The following is an 18,650-nucleotide window of genomic DNA, read 5'->3' as shown; positions in this document are numbered from 1 at the left end:
AATCTATCCATGTGGATAACTTGTCAATAGGATAGATTGGGCTCGGAGGGAACGCACAGACACAGGAGGGGCGAGTGACTGCCGCGTCAGGAGCGGACGGTGAGGCGGGCCCGGACGTCAGGCCCGGCTATGGCGAAGGACGTGACGCGCTCTTGGCCGCGGCCGTCAGGGTGGTGGCCCAGGGCGGCCTGCGGAAACTGACCTACCGGTCCGTCGCTGCCGAAGCCGGCGTCACGCACGGGCTGGTCGCCCACCACTTCGGTTCCCGCGACACCCTGCTCGAAGAGGCAATGCGGTGGTGCGTCACCCGCAGCATCGAAACCTCCTCGCTGGTTCCCGCGAGCGGCAGGCTGGAGGACTTCGCCGTGACCCTGGCCGACTTCATCGCGGCGGACCCCGACCTGCAGGCGTTCCAGTACGAGCTCAAGCTCGAATCGAACCGGCGCCCGGAACTGCGCCGCCACGTCGACATGCTCTACGACGCCTACCGCGACGCCGTCCGCGAGGCACTGGCCTGCTTCGACGTGTCCGAGGACATGGCGGAGATCGTCTTCGCGGCTCTCGACGGTCTGGTCTTCCACCAGGTCACCTCCGGTGGGCCGGCGCGCACGAAGGAAGGCGTCGACGCCCTGCGCCGGCTCCTCGCCGCCTACCGCACCCGGGCATCGGCGGCGGGCGATGCTGATCCGGACGTCGAGTGACCCAGGGCTCCCGCGCACCGAGCCCGGGAGCGGCGAAACCCGGTACCCGCAAGGGAGCGTGACCAAGGAGCCCGACTGACAGACCGACATCCTTGACTACCAGTTGCGCTGTAGACGGCGTGCCCCGGCTCGGATCCCGACCGGCTCCCCGCACGAAATGCCGGCGCTGACCAGGCCCGCACCGGCGGCGTCCCCGCGCTCGGCCGACGCCTTCACCGTGGCCCAGGTCGCGATCGGACTGCTCCGTCAGCAACTGCCGGCACGGTGACGTCGGTGTTCCCGCCGAGGCCTACCATCACGTCCGGAGTATTCTCCCTGACCCGCTTGGCGATGCTGGTGATCGGCGGTGGCTGTCCTGAAGGTCAGACCTTGGGCTTGAGAGTGCTTCCGGGGCGGAGTTTGCCTGCCTCGTCCAGGTCGTTCAGCACGGCGGACAGGCCGACACGCAGCATCTTCCGCCGTACGTGACCCAGGATCTGGGCCATCATGAGCCCGCCCGCACCCGTGAAGCCCGTGTGGTCGTAGGTGAAGCGTGTTCCTGCGCCGTGGGGTTCGATGCGGTAGGCGACCTCGGTGGTCTCGCCGCCGCCGTGGTCGGTCCACGAGTAGCGCAGCAGCCGGGGTTCATCCGCCTCCAGTACGACGCAGTCGACGATGCCGCTCCAGCCCGGTTTGGGCTTGGCGATGAACTGGAACCGGGCGCCGACGGCCGTGGTGAACCCTTCCGGGCGTGCCCCGGCTCCGGTCGCGGTCCATAGCGGGATGAGTTCGGGGTCGGTGACGGCATGCCAGACCTTGGCGGGAGGGTGCGGGTAGTCGCGGACTATGTGGATGGTGCTCATGGGACTCCTGAAGCGATCGGGCGAACGACAGAAAGTACAGCCACTGAAAATTTACAGTAGCAGTAATTATTCTGCTGCTGTACTACCCTGTCGCCATGAGCACGGTGGACTGGACGGCATGGCGCGCGCAGGCCGCGGAGCCCGGAGCCGAAGGGTTGCGGGAGCAGAAGAAGCGCCGGTTGCGGCAATACCTGTCCGACACCGCGACCGAGATGTTCCTGGAGCGCGGCTTCGACGCCGTCCGGGTGTCAGAGATCGCCCAGGCGTGCGGAGTCTCGGAGAAAACGGTCTTCAACCACTTCCCCACCAAGGAGTCGCTCATCCTGGACCGGGGCGAGGCCACGATGGCCGCCCTGCGTGCCGGCCTGGCCGAACCGGATCGCTCTCCGGTCGAGGCGGCGCTACGGATCCTCTCCGGCGAGTTGCGCGCCATGACCTCCTGGATCGCCGCGCAGGACGACCCCGTCCACGCCGCTGCCAAGATCAGGCGCTTCGGTGTGCTGACCAGGTCCGCGCCCTCGTTGAGGGCCTATCACCGGGACATGACCGACCGTCTCGTCACCGTCGCAGCCGAGGCGCTGGCCCAGCGCACCCGCACAAGCCCGGACGACCCGGAACCGCAGATCGCGGCGACCGCCCTGCTCGGACTGTGGTCGATCCAGTTCCAAAGCCTTGGGAGACACCTGGACGGCGCTCGCACGCCGACACAGGTCCATGAAGCGGTGACTGCGGACGTCCGCCGCGCAGCCAAGCTCATCGACACCGGCCTGGCCTCGTTCGAAAGCGCCGCTCCGACCCGCTGACGCACTCGGTCATCGGTCACGTGAGCAAGGGAACCAGCGGGCCTTCACTCGCATCTTCCGTCCTGCGGAATGCGCGGTGCCGGATATCTTGCTGACGCCTCGTTATCCGCCGGACGTATGTCCTGCAAGAACAGCTGTCTTCTGCGAAAGGCATCCGAAAGATGGGCAAGAGCGACAACATCGTGGTGATCCGGGACGCGCAGGTGGTGGCTGCGGCACTGCGTGAGGCACTCGCCGGCGCCTCGGCCGAGACCCGCGCGGGCCTGGAACACGCGGTCACCATCGTCGAATCCACCGCCACGGCCACCGCGAGTCGGCTGCGCGGCGACTGGGTCCGCGCCCGGCTGGCCGATGTCGGCTTCTCGGGAGATCTCACCTCTGCCGCGGCGGTGAAGGCGCTGCGACAGGCCGAGCCGGGACTGAGCCTGCTGGCGGCGGTGCAGTTGCGGAACGACGCGGTCGATCATCCGGCGTGACGCGGGGCGGGCTCGGTGTCACGCCGGGGACGTGCCCAACTCGGCCGCGCCCCGGCGTGAATGCTGGTTCTGCCGACACGATCAGCCGTGGCGGTGCGCCGCGGTCGAGGGCGTCGTCAGCCTGTTCGGCGGACACCTCGATGGCGGGCTCCGAGGTGCACACCACGCGTGCACGGGCGTCGGCGCCTTCGCCGAGGAGGCCGTCCTGCCCGCGCGGTCGGTGGTGCCTCCCGGCGGAGTCCCGCTCGGTCTCGCCGCCCGCCTCGGCTGCGCTGCGCCGACAGGTACCGGTGAGCCCAAAGCGCTGTTCTTCACCCTCGGGTGGCGACCATGCGCAGAGTCGGTTCGTTGCGGAGTTTTATGAAGATGGTGACCAGAGCGGCAGCCTGCACGAGAGCGCAGGCCAGCATGACGTTGCTGAGGTGCGGTGGCGGGGTGAGCGCTACGAGGACGCCTGCCGCGGGGAAGGGCAGCAGCAGGAGGAGCATCGTCAGTGAGAGCGTGGCACCCAGTGCTGTGGTGGGGATGATCAGCGAGCGGACCGTGCGCAACACGACCGTGAGGCCGCCGTCTCCCGCCATGAAGATCGCTATCAGGACGGTGTAGGAGGCGAAGGACGGAGCCTGGGTGATGGCAAGACACGCGGCGGAGGCGAGGGTCGCGGACACCATGCCCACCCCCCAGAGGTCGAGTCGGCTCAGGACGAGCCGGCAGCACGTTATGGCCAGCAGGGTCGCCACGGCGGCAGCGGACCACATGGCGCCGACGTCGGCGGACGAGCGCCCGAAAGTCTCCACCACGATCACAGGGCTGGCGGACTGGATCAGCCCGAGGGCGAGGTTGGAACAGGCCAGTCCCGCCACCAGCCAGCCCAGGGCGGGAAGTGTCAGCAAAGTACGCAGGCCCAGGCGCAGGGCGCTGTCACTTCCTGTGGCGCCGGCACGTGCGGCGCGGAGTGGAGTCGGCGGAGTCTGCAGCCCGAGCACAGCAGCGATCAAGGACACTGCGCTCAGGCACCCGAGCATCCATCCCGGTCCGGCCAGGAGCAGGAGGCCGGCGAGCAGCGGACCGATGACCGCGGCGGTCTGGTCGATGCCGACGAGGACGGCCTGTACCCCATGAGGCCGGGCTTGGTCCCGCCGGGTGACGATCGCTCCGACGGCCTCGTTGGCAACGAAGCCGAACTGGGAGAGGGTGCCGGTCACGGCTGCCAGAGCCAGCACGACCACGGTCTCGGCAGTGCTCCGTGGAAGCATGAGAAGGGCGACCGCCGAGACCGCCACCACCATGGCCCGGGCGAGCGAGGCGATGAAGCAGACGATGGCCGCACCCCGGCGATCGACCGCGTTGCCGGCAGGGACGAACGCCGCGATCCGCGGGGTCCACTCCAACGCGAACGCCAGGCCGGTCAAGGACGATGAACCGGTAATTGTCAGGACCAGGAGTGGCATGGCGTATGTCGCCATGGAAAATGCCAGCGCGTCACTGGCGCGCGGAGCATAGATGCGCCGAAAGAGACTGCCGGACGGAACGGCGGCATGCCGACCGACAGGCCGGTCCTCGTGCACGGTGATGGCCACGAAAGGGGGAGGCTTTCGATGAGATGTAGCGGGGGAGGGCGAAGAGGGATCCCGGTCACCTGCGTGGGAAATGCATGTATGGAAATGGGCCGGGCTGCGGCAGGTTCTCGTGATGGTTGTTCAAGGCAGTCCGTGGTGGCCCGAGTTGCATCTGCGCCCATGACGAGACGCACGAAGGGCACCTGGCCTCCGCTCTGAGAAAGGGAGAGGAACTGGCATGAGGGCAGTGCCAGTTGACGGCTGAACTATACAGCTTTCAGGGTGATGTGGCCTATGCGGCGCAGGAGTCTCGCGACGGAAAGCGTTATGCCCTTCTCCGGCCTGAAAGGTCCTGATCCAAAGATATAGGGCCTTATCAGGTCGATACCGGTCATCGCTCCTTCGTCCGTGCGGAGAATGCCGGCCGTCGGAAATTCAGCCAAGGTCAAACAGTGTCGCCGGACGGATCGGCCCTCTCGGCCGACCGAACCGGAACCGTGCACCGCCACAACAGGGGCTCCGGGGGTGCGGGCGCTGCCCCCGCGGCCCGGTGTCAGTCCATGGTCGTAGCGTGTGCGCGTGACTCGACTCATGCGGAGCTACTCCTACTTACGGCCCTCGGCCGTGCACGATTGCCTGGCGGGGCGCACTCGGCTCGACGGCCCGGTGGCCCGGGTCGGGAAAGGCGACGACGCCCATGCGGACCGCGCCGATGACGCGTCGGGTCAGCTGAGCCGCACCTGCTCCTCGTGGGCGAAGTACCGGGGCGGACGAGGTCCTTGCACACATGTGCTCGCGGTGGGCCTGGCGCACGGCACGGCGCCGGACGCGGAGGCGACCGCGCGCACGGCACGATCGGAGACGGCACGATGAAGCTGGTCCACCTCGCGGAAGCCTTCGACGTCGAGGGGGTGCTGAAGGAACTCGGCGCCCTGACCCCGGACGAACGTGCGGCACAGACGGAGGCTCTGGAAGCGCGGCGCGCGACGCTGCGGGCCGACTGGTACCACCGCCCCGACGAGGAGAAGGCCGCCCAGCTCGCCGCCGAACTCGGCTGCCGGACCGATCCCGTGGCCGCGGCCGACTGGATCCAGGAATGGGAACCCCGCGCCTGGTGGGTCCATCTGCCCCTCGCGGGGGCCTGGGTGCTCGACGTCCTGAACCTCCACCCCATGGCCTGGCGGGCCGAGCTGGCCGCGCGGCTCGCCGAGCGTCTGACGCCCGGCTGCTCCGCGCGGGCCGACCTCGTCGAACACCTCGTCCACGACACGGGCTGCCCGGTCCCGCGCTCCGACGGGTTCATCGACGGCTGGCTGAGCAGCCGCGACGCAAGATGGGAGCATCCCCCATGCCTGCGCGGCGGGGCACGGCCCGGCACCACCCTCCTGGAGCGGCTGCGCACGGACGACCTGTCGCCGAAACTCCTCCCGCTGGTCGTGGAGCGCCCGGAGATCCACCTCGGCGTGGACGGCTTCCAGTACCGGATGACGCGGCACGGCATGGCGTATGTGCGGGAGGACACCCGGCTGGGCGCATTCATGAGACTCGGCGCGGAGGGTCTGGTCGACCGCACCGCACTGATCCGGCGCGTCTTCGCCGACCTGGATGCCACCACGACGTGGGGCCTCGACGCCGCCCTCGCGCTGACGGAACTCGCCCTCACCCCGGCGGAACTCGCCTCGGTGGCCGGTGAACGCACCGCGCTCGCCGAGCCCCTGCGTGCGCGGCTGCTCCAGGACGGCACGCGCGCGGAGACCGCGCCGCCGCTCGCGTTCCTGCGCGCGCTCGTGCTCACGCCGGCCGAGAACGCACCCGCTGTCAGGGACCATGTGGCGCTGCTCGACCTGTCGTTGCCCGTGGCCGCCTACGCCCAGGAGGTCCTGATCGGTCTGGACGAGGCCGGGCTGCTGGAGCCCGACGTGTTCACCGAGGTGTGTGAACGGGTCCTGTTCCGCCCGGAGAAGAAGCTGGTCCGCGCCCAACTCACCCGGCTCGACCGGGCGGCCCGCCGGGACCCCGCACGCGCCGCCCGCACCGTGCTCGACACGGCGACGGCCTTCGACCACCGGGACGTCGACATACAGGAGCGCGCTCTCGACGTGGTCGCCCGGCACCTCGGGGCCGCGGGCGACTCCGTACTGCCGGATCTGCGCACGGCCGCCGCGCGGATCAGCCCCGGTCTCGCGCAACGGGCCGCCGAGCTGCTCGGCAGCGCGCCGGACCAGTTCTCGGAGCCGTACACCGACATGCTCCCTCCAGTGCCCGAGCCGCGCCCTGTTCCGGATCCCATCGAAACGGTCTTCGAGGTAGCAGAGGAGCTCGCGGCGGTCGTCGCGAACGACCAGGACGTGGTGACGTTCGAGCGTGTCCTGGACGGGCTGGTCCGGCACGCCCACCTCGACCGGGTCGCGCTGGCCCGGGCGCTGGAACCGGTCATGCGCAGGCAACCCCGCTCGGACATGGACTGCACCCAGTCCGACGTCTACGACGTGGCCGCGGCGCTGCGGGGCGACGAGCCGAGGGAGCTCCACTTCACCGTCCGCCTCAAATACCGCAGCGTCTCCCCGGCAGGGGAGCTGCTGAGGGCGCGCCTGGCCGAGGCGATCGACATCATCGAGGCCGATGCGCAGCCGTTCCTGCTGGCCGTGCCGACCGATTCCACCGGTGCGCTGGACGCCGCCGTTCTCGTGCGGCGGATCTCGGTGCTCGACGGACACGGCATCACACCCGCGCCGGTCGACCTGGCACAGGCGCTGCTGCGCGTCTCCCCGACCGCGGACGAGAAGGTACTGGGTGCGGCCGGGCGGCTCGGGTCCGACGCCGGGCAGCGGCTGGCGCGGTGGCTGCGCGAGGGCGGTCTGCCGCACTGGGACTGCGGGCCGCCGGACTGGCCCGACGCCCACTCGCACCGGCGCCCGACGGAGTGGCTGAGCCATGTACGCCCCGAGCCGGCCCCTGGTCCGCCGCTCCTTCCGGTCGCCGCGACTCTGATCGGGCCGCGCCAGGACCACGGCCTCAGCGACCCGATGGTCCCCTTCTGGCTCGCCCAATTGCCCCACCACCGCGACGTCGTGCTGGCTCGCGACTACTTCAGGTACCGCGTCTTCATGCGGGGCCGCTGGGCCCACGCCCTGCCGTTCGCCGCGGAGTCCGGTGGCCCGGCGGGATTCGCGCTGCACCTGGCACTGGCGTACACCCTCACCTACGACCGGCCGCGCGAACGCGATGCGGCGGTGGACGCGCTGCTGGTGCTCGCCGCGCGAGGACAGCTCAATGCCCGTCTGCTCGGACGGCAGTTGGCCGAGCTGCTGCGCGGCGGGGAGATCGAGGCGAACCGGGTGACCGCCTCCCTGCGTACGGCGGCCGAGACCGGCGCGTACGCCACCGTCTGGTCCGTGCTCGAAGCCGCCCTGCCCCAGCTGCTGTGCGACCCCGTGGTCCGGGGCACCGGAGCGCTGCTCGCCCTCGGCGTCGACTGCGCCTCGCGCTGCGCGGCGAAGGGCGGGATAGCAGAGGTCGCGACGGCCGCCGCGCGGAGCGGCTCGAGTCAGGTGGTGAAGAACGCGAGACTGCTGCGCGACGTACTGGGCTGAGCGGTCCTACCTCGGTGATTGCCGGCAACGACTCCCTCACCCGAGCGGTGTCTCCGTGTTGTAGGGGTTGGGGGAGTTGAGGCCGTTGCGGGCCAGTTCGATGCCGGCGCGGGGGCCACCGCCGTGGATGGCGTCGGCGATACGGGCGATGACGGGGATGTCCTGGTCGTCCCAGATCCGCAATTCGATGAAAGGCCCGATGCCGGAGGCCGGGTGATCCTCGACCTGTCCCGTACAGATCCGTACAGACGGTTCTTGGCGGTCAGTGGGCCGATTCGCCCCGGCTCGGACAACACCGCAGAGGGATCGTTACTCGAATCGTTCGGCATGGACCATCGTTCTCCAGAACGTTGGACGTACGCCGTTGGGTGAAGCGTTCCCCGCGGCAATCGAGGCGCCCGAAATCTGCTTCGCCTTGATGAGGGCGACGTCGAGCGGCGGCGCCTCGTCGGTTTGAGCCCCGCCGGCTTGAACAAGCCGGCGAAGTACTCGCTGCCGTGCGGCAGGTGCGAGCGGTCGTACCGCTTTCGAACCGGGGAGAGGCTCTGGCCCGGTGCGGTCCTCACGGCAAATGCGATTGCCGCCCCGTCCGTGCCCTGGATATGGTCCGCCCATGTTCACAACGCCCCGCGTTTCTTAGCTCGGACACAAGCCTCGACGTCACCCTTGTGCCCTTGAGCTGTTACGGAGCGTAACGAGCATGACTACCCTTCACGGTCCCGGCCTGTTCCGGAACCGGGACTTCTCGCTGCTGTTGAGCGGCCAACTGATCTCTGCCATCGGCAACCAGGCCGAGAGCATGGCCCTGCCGCTCATCGTCCTGGCCCTCACCGGGTCGGCCACCCAAGCCGGCTTCGTTCTCGGCCTCGGTACCCTTACCTTCTTGGTGTTCGGGCTGGTCGCGGGTGCCCTCGTCGACCGGTGGGACCGCAAGGCCACCATGATCTGGTGCGAGCTCGGTCGGACCGTGCTCGCCGGAGCCGTCGCTGTCGCGCTGTGGCTGGACAAACTCACGATGCCCCAGCTCTACGCGACGACCGTACTCGCCGGGATCCTGACCACCCTCTTCCAGGTGGCGAACACCGCGGCGCTGCCCAACGTGGTCGGTCGGCGGCAGTTGTCCGCCGCACTCGGCTACTCGCAGTCAGCCGGCAGCGCGGTGGGCGTCTTCGGGGCTTCGCTCGCCGGTGCGCTCTATGCCGCCGGTCGGACCGTGCCCTTCGCCGTCAACGCGGTCTCCTTCGCCGTGTCCGCGGCGTCGCTCCGTCTCATGCGCGCCCGGTTCCAGTTGGACAGGCAGGACGCGCGGACATCCCGGCTCACCGCCGAAATCCGTGAAGGTCTCGGCTGGCTCTGGCACCAGCCGGTCATCCGCTTCCTCACTCTGGTCTCGGCCGCTGACAAAGTGCGGTACGGCGCCGGGTATCTGCTGATCATCACCCTCGCCCGGCAACTCGGCGCATCTTCCCTGTGGATAGGCGTCATCTTCAGCGGCGCGGCGGTCGGCGCCCTGGCGGGGGCGCTGGTCGCGGACCGGGCCGCGCGTCGCTTCCCGCTCGGGAGGATCGCCGTGGTGATGTTGTGGTTGGAGGCGCTGATGTTCCCGCTGTACGCGCTCGCCCCCGACCCGCTGCTGCTGGCGGCGGTCGCGGCCGCCGAGTCGCTGGTGGCTCCGGTGTACGCGGTGGCCATGACCGCCCACCAACTGGCCATCACCCCGGATGAGTTGCGAGGCCGAACGACGAGTGCCGTCTCGACGCTCACGACGGGAGCCCTGTCGATCGGTGCGCTGGCAAGCGGCGCGCTGATCAGCACACTCGGCGCCAAGCCCCTGGTCTGGCTCTGCGGAGCATGGCTGCTGGCCCTGGCCCTCCTCACCACGGCCGACCGCGCCGTGCGACAGGCGCCACCGGCAGGCACGACCCTGCAACAGAAGGCCACCGGCACCGCCGAGACCGCGGACGTGGCCGGTTAGGAGCGTGGGACAGGAACGGGTAACTGGCCGGGGGGCTGGATCGGGAGGCCGATCGCAGTCGCCCGGCCTTGCTGTCAGGCGATGGTGGTGGCGAGCCCGGTAGCGAACGTTCCTGTGCCACAGACCAGTTGGCGGCCCCTGAGTCGACCGGCGCCTGCTCGGGCTGGGTGCCGGAAGCCCATCCTCGCAAGGCGTCGGCAGACGTGACCCCAGCGTGGGCGCCGAGGATCCCGGACGGCGACTCGATGCGCACGGCGCGAGCACGGTGGCCGGAGCTGATCAGCTGCCGCAGGGAAGCCGTTAACCTTCCCGAGTGCACTCGTATGAGGAACTGACGTCGCCAGAGCGTGAGTTGTGGAACGCGTACCCCACCGGTCGCCTGGTGGACCTCCGTACGGGTGATGCGGAGGACAACCCGGAAAACGGGGATGCCTGGGATGCCGGCCGGACGATCCGTGCCACGGTCGTGGCAGCTCTGCTGCTCGGTGTACATCCGGGGCAACCGGGGACTGCGCCGGCATTGAGGCTCAGGGGTGCCCGCATCAGCGGAGCCCTCGATCTCAGTAGCGCTGAGATCAGGCATGGGCTGTGGTTCGACGAGTGCTGGTTCGACCGGGGCGCGAGCTTCTACGGAGCTGCGACCCGGACGATCGAGATCAAGGGCAGCCGTATTCCCGGTCTCGATCTGACCATGGCCCGTGTCGAGGGTCGCGTCTCACTGAGAGGCACGGTTGTGCACGGCATGCTGGCACTGATGAACGCTCGCGTTGTCGGCGAGTTGATTCTCAGCCGGGCGACCCTCTCGCACCCCGACGACTGGGCTCTCTTCGCCGGCGGACTCGTGGTGGAGGGCGGGGCCTTCTGCCGACGAACCACCGTGTACGGGGGGATGCGACTCCTCGGGGCGCACATCGCCGGTGGCCTTCACATGCAGCGAGCGCAGATTCACCACCCTGGCGCTGTCGCACTTCTCGCCGACAGCGCAAAGGTGGGGACGTTGATGTTGTCCGACGCGTTCACGGCCCATGGGGCGATAAGTCTGCGCGGCGCGCAGATAGCGGATCAACTGAGCTTCGACGGTGCTGTCCTTGATGCTCCGGACATCGCGCTGGACTGCACGCAGATGCGCGCGGGCGTCTTTGTCTTCACCCCGGTCGCGCCGCCGTCCGGCCTGATCGACCTGCAGGGAGCCCAGGTTGTGACCGTCCGCGATCGAGCGGGTGCGTGGCCGGACACCGTGCGGTTGCAAGGGTTCACCTACGGTTCCCTGCACGAGGAGGACGGTTCCCGGACGAACTCCGTGGCATACCGGGTGTCTTGGATACGACGGGAGTCCGGCTTCGCCTCGCAGCCGTACGAGCAACTGGCGACGTGGTACCGGCAGACCGGCCGTGACGACGACGCCCGACGCGTACTGCTTGCCAAGCAACGCCACCGTAGGCGGACTCTGAGTCACCCCGCACGCATGTGGGGGCACCTGCTGGACGCCACTGTCGGTTACGGGTACCGCCCGTGGCTCGCCGGCGTGTGGCTTGCGGCGCTGGCCCTGCTCGGGACGATCGTCTTCAGTGCACATTCACCGAAACCGACCCAGCCGGGCCAAGTGCCCCCGTTCAACGCCTTTGTCTACACGCTTGACCTGTTGATCCCCATCGGCGGTCTCGGCCAGCGCAGCGCCTGGTACTGGACGGGAGGAGCAACAGCATGGCTGGCCTATGCCCTCATCGCGGCCGGATGGCTGTTGACGACGGCGGCGCTCGCCGGGGTCTCACGAACACTGAACAAGAACTGACTGCGCTTGCCGCCGACGAAGACCAGGGTGGCCGTCGGCAGCCGCAGGCTGGACCGGTAGGCCTGCGCCGAGCGGTTCGCACGCCGGCTCCGGCTGCCGAACACCTTCGACATGAGATCAGGAGCGTGCCCCGTCGGACCCCTCGTGGCGGCCGGCGATGGGCAGGCCCGCCAGCAGGGCGCGTCGGCTGGCCCTGACATGCTCGCGCATGACGCGCTCGGCGCTGTCGCCGTCCTTCTCCAGGATCAGCTCCAGGACGAGATGGTGCTCACGGTCCGACTGGATGGCGCGGCCCGGCTGGCTCAGGGAGGTGTTCACCAGCCGGGGGTACGCGAGCTGGTTCATCAGGATCCGGTAGTGGGCCTGCAGCTTGTTGTTGTCGGAGCCGGCCATGAGCAGGTCGTGGAACTCCTGGACCAACAGCGCGTACTGCTCCCGGTCGTCCTGCTCCACCGCCGCGTCGGCCGCGCGCAGGTTTCGCTCCAGCGCGTCGATCTCCGGGACCCGGCCGCGCTGGGCGAGGAGACGCGCGGCCGCGCCCTCGAGGAGTTCCTTCATCTCGAATAGTTCCGTGATCTCACGGCGGGAAGGGACGGTGACGAACGTCCCGACGCGCGGCCGGATCTCCACGAGCCCTTCGGTCTGCAGCTGCTTGAGGGCTTCGCGCACCGGCGTACGGCTGACACCGAACTCCTCCGCGAGAGCAGTCTCCGAGAGCGAAGACCCGGGTTCGACATCGCCTTTGATGATGCGCCTGCGCATTTCGGCGATCACCGTGGCCTGCATCGACCCTTCCCCGGCCTTCGGCCGGGGGGACCCCGACTTCGGTTCGCTCTTCGCCCGATTCACCGAACGCTCCTCCATCTCCCGTGCCGCCCACTGGATCATCCCAGAGACGTGAGTGCCCCGCCGTCGAAGAACCTGCCCGCGCTGTACACCATGGGATGGAGCCCGGTGACTGCCGCGTGCACGACTCGGCAGATGAATATGGTGTGGGTGCCGGCCTGGAGTCGCTCGCGGATCCGGACCTCCATCTGTGCGCTGCTCCGGGCGATCAGGGGGCTGCCGAACGGGCCGCTCTCCCACTCCAGGTCCTGGAACTTGTCCGCGGCCTTGCTCGCGAAGGTGCCGACGACGTCGAGCTGGTCCGTGGACAGGATGTTGATCGCGAGGTGGTCCGCCCGGAACAGACAGTCATGAGTGGAGGAGGTGTGCTGGACACACACCATCACCGTGGGCGGGTCGAGCGAGATGCTCGAGAACGCGTTGACGGCCAGCCCTCTGGGCGTCTCCCCGTCCATGGCGGTCACGACCGTGACACCGGTGACGAACTGTCGGTTGACCTGCTTCATCACGGCGATGTCGGGGGAGGAGACAGCGGCGGTCATGAGGGTGCTCCTTGTCATCTTGGTCGTCAGTCCTGTCCCACGCTGATGATGCCCAGCGCCGCGAGCAGTGCCCGGGGGTCCCAGGTCACGTGCTCCTCGACGATCCGGTCCTCCGCGAAGCGGGCGAAAGTGGCGCCGCTGATGTCGACGTGCCGCTTGGTGGGCGGGACACCGAGGAAGGAGTTCTCATGGGTTCCGCTGCTGTGCCAGCGGATCGCAACCCTGTCGCCTTCGATCACGATGTCGTCGATGACGGTGGTCAGGTCCGGGAACGCCGCACGGGTGGAGACGATCGCCGCCTTGAAGGCGTCCAGGTTCTCCGGGTGCGGGTCCGTCCCGTGGCGCAGGTAGGAGGGGCTCAGCAGCGCGTCCAGTGCGTCGACGTCGCCCTGCCCCCAGGCCTCGGCCCATACCTTCTCGATCAGTTCTCGACGGGCGTCGGTGTGCGCCATCTCTTTCCCTTCCACGGTGACGGCTCTCTGGAGTGCGCGGTCATTCGGCGTGAACGGGAGCGCTCTCGGCTCGACCGCTGGGTCCATACGGCTGCCTCTCCGGCAGCTCTTGCATACAAGAAGCAGTAATGCACGCCACAAGGGGACCGTCAAGGGGTGAGTCGTTTCGGATCGCGCCCCGACCTCTCCAGATCGTCAGAACATGCAGTTCAAGTGCGATTTTTCGGCCGCATCACACGAGAATCGGAAGGCGTGCACAGGTCGTTCGGCATAGCCCTTGACCGGGTTGTGGGCGTGTGCTTATCGTCCTGTGCCATGCAAGAGAGCTTGGAACACACTGACGCAAGCATCGGTCTCCGCAAGCTCGTGCTCTACCGTGACGTCGTCCTGACCGAGGCGGGTGAGGCGCCGGCGCAACCCGCGTGGCGAGCGAGCGTCGCCGCGGTCATACGGAATCCATGGCTGGGCTCCGGTCCTTCGACCGACCTGATCCTGGAGCAGGCCCGCATCGCACCGGTACTCGCGAAGCTGCTGACCGACCGGCTCATCACTTCCCTGGGCGGCGTGGACGAGATCGAGTCGTTCGGAAAGGCCGCCATCGTCGGCACGGCAGGGGAGATCGAGCACGCCGGAGCGCTCATCCACACCCCGTACTTCGGCAACCTGGTGCGGGAGTTCCTCCAGGGCGAGTCGATCATCTGTTTCGCCGACACGCGTGCCGAGGCGGGGGAGCCGCTGATCATCCCCCTGTGGCACAAGACCCATGCCGCGACGCGCAGCCACTACCAGACCATCAGCGCCCGGGTGTCCGACGGGCCGCGCGCGGACGAGATCGTCGTCATCGCGGCCGCGTCGACGGGACCGCGCCCACATCCCCGGATCGGGGACCGCCTGACCGACCCCGTCGTCACCACCGAAACCCTGGAGGTTGTTTCCTCATGAGCGTCCGCAGGATCGTCACCGTCGTCGAGGAGATCCACGCCGAGGGCGGCCGCGAACTCGCCCGTCCCGCGCGGATCGCCGTCGTCGCGGCGGTGATCGAGAACCCCTGGGCCGGTCAGGGCTTCGTCGAGGATCTGGCCCCCGGCATCGAGGAGAACGCCTCCGACCTCGGCGCGCTGCTCGCGCCGGCGGTCCTCGACGCCCTCGGAGAACCGGCCGAGGCGTACGGCAAGGCCGCCATCGTCGGTCTGGACGGCGAGATCGAGCACGGCTCGGCGCTGATCCACACCCTCAAGTTCGGCGACCACTTCCGCAAGGCGGCCAATGCCACCACGCTGCTGCCCGCGGTCGAGAAGCGCGGCCCCGCCGGCGTGGTCTTCGACATCCCGCTGAAGCACATCACCGACGCCACGATCCGCTCGCACCATCAGAGCTTCGAGGTCCGCATCAGCGACGCCCCGCACCCGGGCGAGATCGTCATCGCGCTCGCCGCCGCGGCTCAGGGACGCCCCCAGCAGCGCCTGGCGCCGCTCACGACCGAACAGTAGGTGCTCCATGAGCAAGCCGACCGTGGTCCTGCTGCACGGCGTCGGGCTCGACCACACCATGTGGGAGCCCACCGCCGCGCTGCTGGCCGACCGCTTCACCGTGATCACCCCCGACCTGCCGGGCCACGGCAACCGCCCGCCGGTCGGCGACGGAGTGACCCTCGCCGACCTGGCCGACGGAGTGGCCGGCGAGATCCCGGCCGGCTCGCACCTGGTCGGATTCTCCCTTGGGGCGCTGGTCGCCCAGCATCTGGCGCTGCACCGGCCCGCGTTGGCGGCCACCCTGACCTCGGTCAGCTCGGTGTGCGAGCGTACGGAAGAGGAGCGGAGCTCGGTCCTCGCCCGGCTGCGCACCGCGGAAGCCGACTTCGCGGCGAGCGCGGCCGCGTCCCTGAAGCGGTGGTACGACGGCACCGACGTCGACGCCGGCTGGGTGGCTCGCACCGAGGCCACGCTGCTCGCAGGCGACGTCGACTCCTTCCTCGGCTGCTACCGCGTGTTCGCCACGGCGGACGTGGAACTCGGACCGGACCTGGGCTCCATCGCCGTACCCGCACTCGCGGTGACGGGTGAGAACGATCCGGGCTCCACCCCCGAGATGACCCGGCGGCTCGCCGCGGCCCTTCCCGACTGCCGTGCGGTGATCGTCCCCGGGGCGCGCCACATGCTGCCCGTCGAGCGTCCCCAGGCGCTGGCCGACCCCCTCACCACCTTCCTCGGAGAGTGCGCTCATGTCTGACCTCACCGCACTGCAGCACTTCATCGGCGGGGCTCCGGTGGAGCCCGCGTCCGGCGAGTACTTCGAGAGCACCAACCCGGCCACCCGAGAGGTCCTCTACCGGGCGGCGCGCGGCAATGCCGCCGACGTCGACCGGGCCGTCGCCGCCGCGCGGAGCGCCTTCGAGGACCCGCGCTGGCGCGACCTCAGCCAGACGCGCCGGGGCCAACTGCTGCGCCGCCTCGGTGAGCTGATCGCCGAGAACGCCGAGGACCTGGCCCGGATGGAGACGCTGGACAACGGCAAGCTGCTGCGCGAGATGCGCGGACAGCTGGCCACCCTGCCGGAGTACTACCACTACTACGCGGGGCTCGCCGACAAGATCCACGGCGACTTCATCCCCACCTCCGACCGCCAGGTGCTGAACTACACGGCCCGGGAGCCGCTGGGCGTCGTAGGGGCGATCACGCCCTGGAACTCCCCGCTGACCCTGACCAGCAGCAAGCTCGCCCCGGCCCTCTGCGCCGGCAACACGGTCGTGATCAAGCCGTCCGAGTACACCTCGGCGACCGTCGTCAGGCTCGCGGAACTGGCCCTGGAGGCCGGGTTCCCGCCGGGCGCGGTCAACGTCGTCACCGGGTTCGGGGCCGAGGCGGGACAGGCCCTGGTCGACCACCGCGATCTCGCGAAGATCTCCTTCACCGGCTCCACCGCCACGGGGGCCCGGATCGCGGCGGCGACCGCCGGCCGGTTCATCGGCTCCACGCTCGAACTCGGCGGCAAGTCCCCCAACATCGTCTTCGAGGACGCCGACATCCCCAACGCGGCGATGGGCGTCGTGGCCGGCATCTTCGCCGCCGCCGGACAGACCTGCATCGCGGGCAGCCGTGTCTTCGCCCACCGGTCCGTCTACGACGAACTGCTGGAGCGGGTCACCGAACGCGCCGAGACCATCCGGATCGGCGACCCGCTGGACGCTCGGACCGAGCTCGGCCCGCTGGCCTTCGCCGGCCAGCGTGACAAGGTGGCCGGTTACGTCGACCTCGGCCGCAGCGAGGGCGCCCGGGTGCTGACCGGCGGGAAGGCCACCGACGGCGGCCTCGGCGGCTACTTCTACGAGCCCACCATCCTCGTGGACGTCGACAACGACATGCGCGTCGTCCGTGAGGAGATCTTCGGGCCCGTGCTCGCCGTCATGCCGTTCGACACCGAGGAGGAGGTCGTCCGGCTGGCCAACGACACCGACTACGGACTCGCGGCCGGCGTCTGGACGACGAACCTCGCCCGGGCGCACCGGATGGCGGCGCGCCTCGACGCCGGGACGATCTGGGTCAACACCTACCGGGCCATGTCCCCCATGTCCCCGCGGCAGGGCTTCAAGACCAGCGGCGTCGGCGTCGAGCACGGCACCGAGACCATCAAGGAATACACCCGCCTCAAGAGCGTGTGGATCAACACCAGCGAAGAGCCGGTCGCCGACCCGTTCACCATGCGCAGCTGACCGGAGCCGACATGCCGCAGGTCGCCATCACCCTCGCCGAGGGCCGCACCCCGGAGCAGATCCGGGCCCTGCTGCACGAAGTGCACGCCGCGGTCCTGCGCACCACGAACACCCGCCCCGAACACATCCGTGTCGTCGTCCACGAGGTGCCCAGGTCGCACTGGGCCACCGGCGACGTCACCCTCACCGAGATGGACGCCGCCGGCACGGGACCGTCCGGCACCGCCATCGACGAACACCCCGGCCAGGACAAGAGCCGACGCCCGGCCGGCCCGCAGGACGAGGAGCAGCCATGAGGTTTTCGTTGTTCGTGCACATGGAGCGCTGGGACGAGGAGGTCAGCCACCGCCAACTTTTCGAGAATCTCACCGAGTTGACCCTGATGGCCGAGGCCGGCGGCTTTGGCACCGTGTGGATCGGCGAGCACCACTCGATGGAGTACACCATCTCCCCGAGCCCCATCCCACTCCTCGCCCACCTGGCCGCTCAGACCTCCACCATCCGGCTCGGCGCCGGGACCATCGTCGCCCCGTTCTGGAACCCGATCCGCGCAGCCGGTGAGTGCGCGCTGCTCGACGTCATCAGCAACGGCCGGATGGAGGTGGGCATCGCCCGGGGCGCCTACCAGTTCGAGTTCGACCGACTGGCGGGCGGTCTTTCGGCCCGCGAGGGCGGCAAGCACCTGCGCGAACTGGTGCCCGCGGTCCGGGCGTTGTGGCAGGGCGACTATGCCCACGACGGCGAGATCTGGCAGTTCCCGACGTCGACCAGCGTGCCCAAGCCGATACAGCAGCCCAGCCCGCCCATGTGGATAGCCGCCCGTGACCCGGACTCCCACGACTTCGCCGTCGCCCAGGGCTGCAACGTCATGGTCACCCCGCTGATGAAGGGCGACGAGGAAGTCGTCGACCTGAAGCGGAAGTTCGACACCGCGGTGGCCAACCACCCCGAGGTGGCGCGTCCCGAGCTGATGGTGCTGCGGCACACCCACGTCCACTCGCCCGACGAGCCCGAGGGATGGCGGCCGGCCGCGGAGGCGATCGGACGGTTCTACCGCACCTTCGACGCCTGGTTCGGCAACCGGACCACCCCGACGAACGGGTTCCTCGACCCCAGCCCGGAGTCGAAGTTCGAAGGCCGCCCCGAGTTCACGCCGGAGTCACTGCACAGGACGGCGATGATCGGCACCCCCGCCGAGGTGATCGAACGGCTGCGCGCCTACCAGGAACTCGGCGTCGACGAATACAGCTTCTGGATCGACACCAGTCTGTCGCACGAGGAGAAGCGCAACTCGCTCGAACTGTTCATCAAGGAAGTCGTACCGGCGTTCCAGTAGGCCGACAGCGCGCCCCACAGCCCC

General features: G+C 69.2%; 18 protein-coding genes. 12 read left to right on the top strand and 6 right to left on the bottom strand.

Annotated features, from left to right (window positions below; translation table 11 throughout):
* The first annotated feature begins 74 nt into the window (after positions 1 to 74).
* Complete coding sequence (locus ACIRR9_RS26845) at positions 75 to 701, top strand: TetR/AcrR family transcriptional regulator (protein ID WP_403756548.1); 627 nt, start codon at positions 75 to 77, stop codon at positions 699 to 701.
* 362 nt (positions 702 to 1,063) lie between these two features.
* Here ACIRR9_RS26845 and ACIRR9_RS26840 read toward each other — a convergent pair whose 3' ends face one another.
* Entirely contained in the window at positions 1,064 to 1,543 is a 480-nt protein-coding gene (locus ACIRR9_RS26840) for an SRPBCC domain-containing protein (protein ID WP_403756545.1), read from the bottom strand.
* A 95-nt stretch (positions 1,544 to 1,638) separates the two neighbouring features.
* Between ACIRR9_RS26840 and ACIRR9_RS26835 the strand changes: the two genes are divergently transcribed.
* Complete coding sequence (locus ACIRR9_RS26835) at positions 1,639 to 2,346, top strand: TetR/AcrR family transcriptional regulator (RefSeq protein ID WP_403756542.1); 708 nt, start codon at positions 1,639 to 1,641, stop codon at positions 2,344 to 2,346.
* Between the two features lie 161 nt (positions 2,347 to 2,507).
* Entirely contained in the window at positions 2,508 to 2,822 is a 315-nt protein-coding gene (locus tag ACIRR9_RS26830; protein ID WP_403756539.1) for a hypothetical protein, read from the top strand.
* Positions 2,823 to 3,133: 311 nt separating this feature from the next.
* Here the strand turns inward: ACIRR9_RS26830 and ACIRR9_RS26825 are convergent, their stop codons facing one another.
* A complete protein-coding gene (locus ACIRR9_RS26825) occupies positions 3,134 to 4,402 on the bottom strand; it encodes an MFS transporter (protein WP_403756536.1) in 1,269 nt (422 codons plus the stop codon).
* 848 nt (positions 4,403 to 5,250) lie between these two features.
* Here ACIRR9_RS26825 and ACIRR9_RS26820 point away from each other — a divergent pair.
* Positions 5,251 to 7,974: a DUF6493 family protein gene (locus ACIRR9_RS26820; RefSeq protein ID WP_403756533.1), complete on the top strand. Its 2,724-nt coding sequence runs from the start codon at positions 5,251 to 5,253 to the stop codon at positions 7,972 to 7,974.
* 36 nt (positions 7,975 to 8,010) lie between these two features.
* Here ACIRR9_RS26820 and ACIRR9_RS26815 read toward each other — a convergent pair whose 3' ends face one another.
* On the bottom strand, positions 8,011 to 8,157 hold the full coding sequence (locus ACIRR9_RS26815; protein ID WP_403756530.1) for a hypothetical protein: 147 nt from the start codon (positions 8,155 to 8,157) through the stop codon (positions 8,011 to 8,013).
* A 517-nt stretch (positions 8,158 to 8,674) separates the two neighbouring features.
* Here ACIRR9_RS26815 and ACIRR9_RS26810 point away from each other — a divergent pair.
* Complete coding sequence (locus ACIRR9_RS26810; RefSeq protein WP_403756527.1) at positions 8,675 to 9,949, top strand: MFS transporter; 1,275 nt, start codon at positions 8,675 to 8,677, stop codon at positions 9,947 to 9,949.
* Between the two features lie 313 nt (positions 9,950 to 10,262).
* Positions 10,263 to 11,741 carry an oxidoreductase gene (locus ACIRR9_RS26805; protein ID WP_403756524.1) on the top strand — a complete coding sequence of 493 codons (1,479 nt, stop codon included), beginning with the start codon at positions 10,263 to 10,265 and terminating at the stop codon, positions 11,739 to 11,741.
* Between the two features lie 117 nt (positions 11,742 to 11,858).
* Here ACIRR9_RS26805 and ACIRR9_RS26800 read toward each other — a convergent pair whose 3' ends face one another.
* The 3 genes from ACIRR9_RS26800 to ACIRR9_RS26790 form a co-directional block, all read right to left on the bottom strand.
* The gene (locus ACIRR9_RS26800) at positions 11,859 to 12,527 is read right to left on the bottom strand and encodes a GntR family transcriptional regulator (RefSeq protein WP_365348498.1); all 669 of its coding nucleotides are present in this window, start codon (positions 12,525 to 12,527) and stop codon (positions 11,859 to 11,861) included.
* A 98-nt stretch (positions 12,528 to 12,625) separates the two neighbouring features.
* Complete coding sequence (locus ACIRR9_RS26795) at positions 12,626 to 13,129, bottom strand: flavin reductase family protein (RefSeq protein WP_403756521.1); 504 nt, start codon at positions 13,127 to 13,129, stop codon at positions 12,626 to 12,628.
* 26 nt (positions 13,130 to 13,155) lie between these two features.
* The gene (locus ACIRR9_RS26790) at positions 13,156 to 13,581 is read right to left on the bottom strand and encodes an ester cyclase (protein ID WP_403756518.1); all 426 of its coding nucleotides are present in this window, start codon (positions 13,579 to 13,581) and stop codon (positions 13,156 to 13,158) included.
* Between the two features lie 315 nt (positions 13,582 to 13,896).
* Here ACIRR9_RS26790 and ACIRR9_RS26785 point away from each other — a divergent pair, with 315 nt between their 5' ends.
* From ACIRR9_RS26785 to ACIRR9_RS26760, 6 genes are read left to right on the top strand one after another with little or no spacing between them, the layout of a single operon-like run.
* A complete protein-coding gene (locus tag ACIRR9_RS26785; RefSeq protein WP_403756515.1) occupies positions 13,897 to 14,523 on the top strand; it encodes an amino acid synthesis family protein in 627 nt (208 codons plus the stop codon).
* Positions 14,520 to 15,071, top strand: coding sequence for an amino acid synthesis family protein (locus tag ACIRR9_RS26780; RefSeq protein ID WP_403756512.1), 552 nt, complete (start codon positions 14,520 to 14,522; stop codon positions 15,069 to 15,071). The genes ACIRR9_RS26785 and ACIRR9_RS26780 overlap by 4 nt, the downstream gene beginning before the upstream one ends.
* Positions 15,072 to 15,078: 7 nt before the next feature.
* Positions 15,079 to 15,810 carry an alpha/beta fold hydrolase gene (locus ACIRR9_RS26775; protein ID WP_403756509.1) on the top strand — a complete coding sequence of 244 codons (732 nt, stop codon included), beginning with the start codon at positions 15,079 to 15,081 and terminating at the stop codon, positions 15,808 to 15,810.
* Positions 15,803 to 17,290 carry an aldehyde dehydrogenase gene (locus tag ACIRR9_RS26770; RefSeq protein WP_403756506.1) on the top strand — a complete coding sequence of 496 codons (1,488 nt, stop codon included), beginning with the start codon at positions 15,803 to 15,805 and terminating at the stop codon, positions 17,288 to 17,290. The genes ACIRR9_RS26775 and ACIRR9_RS26770 overlap by 8 nt, the downstream gene beginning before the upstream one ends.
* An 11-nt stretch (positions 17,291 to 17,301) precedes the next feature.
* On the top strand, positions 17,302 to 17,586 hold the full coding sequence (locus tag ACIRR9_RS26765) for a 4-oxalocrotonate tautomerase family protein (protein ID WP_403253457.1): 285 nt from the start codon (positions 17,302 to 17,304) through the stop codon (positions 17,584 to 17,586).
* On the top strand, positions 17,583 to 18,626 hold the full coding sequence (locus ACIRR9_RS26760) for an LLM class flavin-dependent oxidoreductase (protein ID WP_403756503.1): 1,044 nt from the start codon (positions 17,583 to 17,585) through the stop codon (positions 18,624 to 18,626). Before ACIRR9_RS26765 ends, ACIRR9_RS26760 begins: the two co-directional genes overlap by 4 nt.
* The last annotated feature ends 24 nt before the right edge of the window (positions 18,627 to 18,650 follow it).

Origin of the sequence: Streptomyces sp. NPDC101234 (assembly GCF_044767525.1) — a bacterium.
GTDB classification, from domain to species: Bacteria; Actinomycetota; Actinomycetes; order Streptomycetales; family Streptomycetaceae; genus Streptomyces; species Streptomyces sasae.
This window is presented reverse-complemented; position numbering and strand designations above follow the sequence as displayed.

Bases quoted from the DNA above. Each gene is read 5' to 3' on its own strand.
- ACIRR9_RS26840 (WP_403756545.1), bottom strand. From the start codon at position 1,543: ATGAGCACCATCCACATAGTCCGCGACTACCCGCACCCTCCCGCCAAG.
- ACIRR9_RS26835 (WP_403756542.1), top strand. From the start codon at position 1,639: ATGAGCACGGTGGACTGGACGGCATGGCGCGCGCAGGCCGCGGAGCCC.
- ACIRR9_RS26830 (WP_403756539.1), top strand. From the start codon at position 2,508: ATGGGCAAGAGCGACAACATCGTGGTGATCCGGGACGCGCAGGTGGTG.
- ACIRR9_RS26820 (WP_403756533.1), top strand. From the start codon at position 5,251: ATGAAGCTGGTCCACCTCGCGGAAGCCTTCGACGTCGAGGGGGTGCTG.
- ACIRR9_RS26810 (WP_403756527.1), top strand. From the start codon at position 8,675: ATGACTACCCTTCACGGTCCCGGCCTGTTCCGGAACCGGGACTTCTCG.
- ACIRR9_RS26800 (WP_365348498.1), bottom strand. From the start codon at position 12,527: ATGCAGGCCACGGTGATCGCCGAAATGCGCAGGCGCATCATCAAAGGC.
- ACIRR9_RS26795 (WP_403756521.1), bottom strand. From the start codon at position 13,129: ATGACCGCCGCTGTCTCCTCCCCCGACATCGCCGTGATGAAGCAGGTC.
- ACIRR9_RS26790 (WP_403756518.1), bottom strand. From the start codon at position 13,581: ATGGCGCACACCGACGCCCGTCGAGAACTGATCGAGAAGGTATGGGCC.
- ACIRR9_RS26785 (WP_403756515.1), top strand. From the start codon at position 13,897: ATGCAAGAGAGCTTGGAACACACTGACGCAAGCATCGGTCTCCGCAAG.
- ACIRR9_RS26780 (WP_403756512.1), top strand. From the start codon at position 14,520: ATGAGCGTCCGCAGGATCGTCACCGTCGTCGAGGAGATCCACGCCGAG.
- ACIRR9_RS26775 (WP_403756509.1), top strand. From the start codon at position 15,079: ATGAGCAAGCCGACCGTGGTCCTGCTGCACGGCGTCGGGCTCGACCAC.
- ACIRR9_RS26770 (WP_403756506.1), top strand. From the start codon at position 15,803: ATGTCTGACCTCACCGCACTGCAGCACTTCATCGGCGGGGCTCCGGTG.
- ACIRR9_RS26765 (WP_403253457.1), top strand. From the start codon at position 17,302: ATGCCGCAGGTCGCCATCACCCTCGCCGAGGGCCGCACCCCGGAGCAG.
- ACIRR9_RS26760 (WP_403756503.1), top strand. From the start codon at position 17,583: ATGAGGTTTTCGTTGTTCGTGCACATGGAGCGCTGGGACGAGGAGGTC.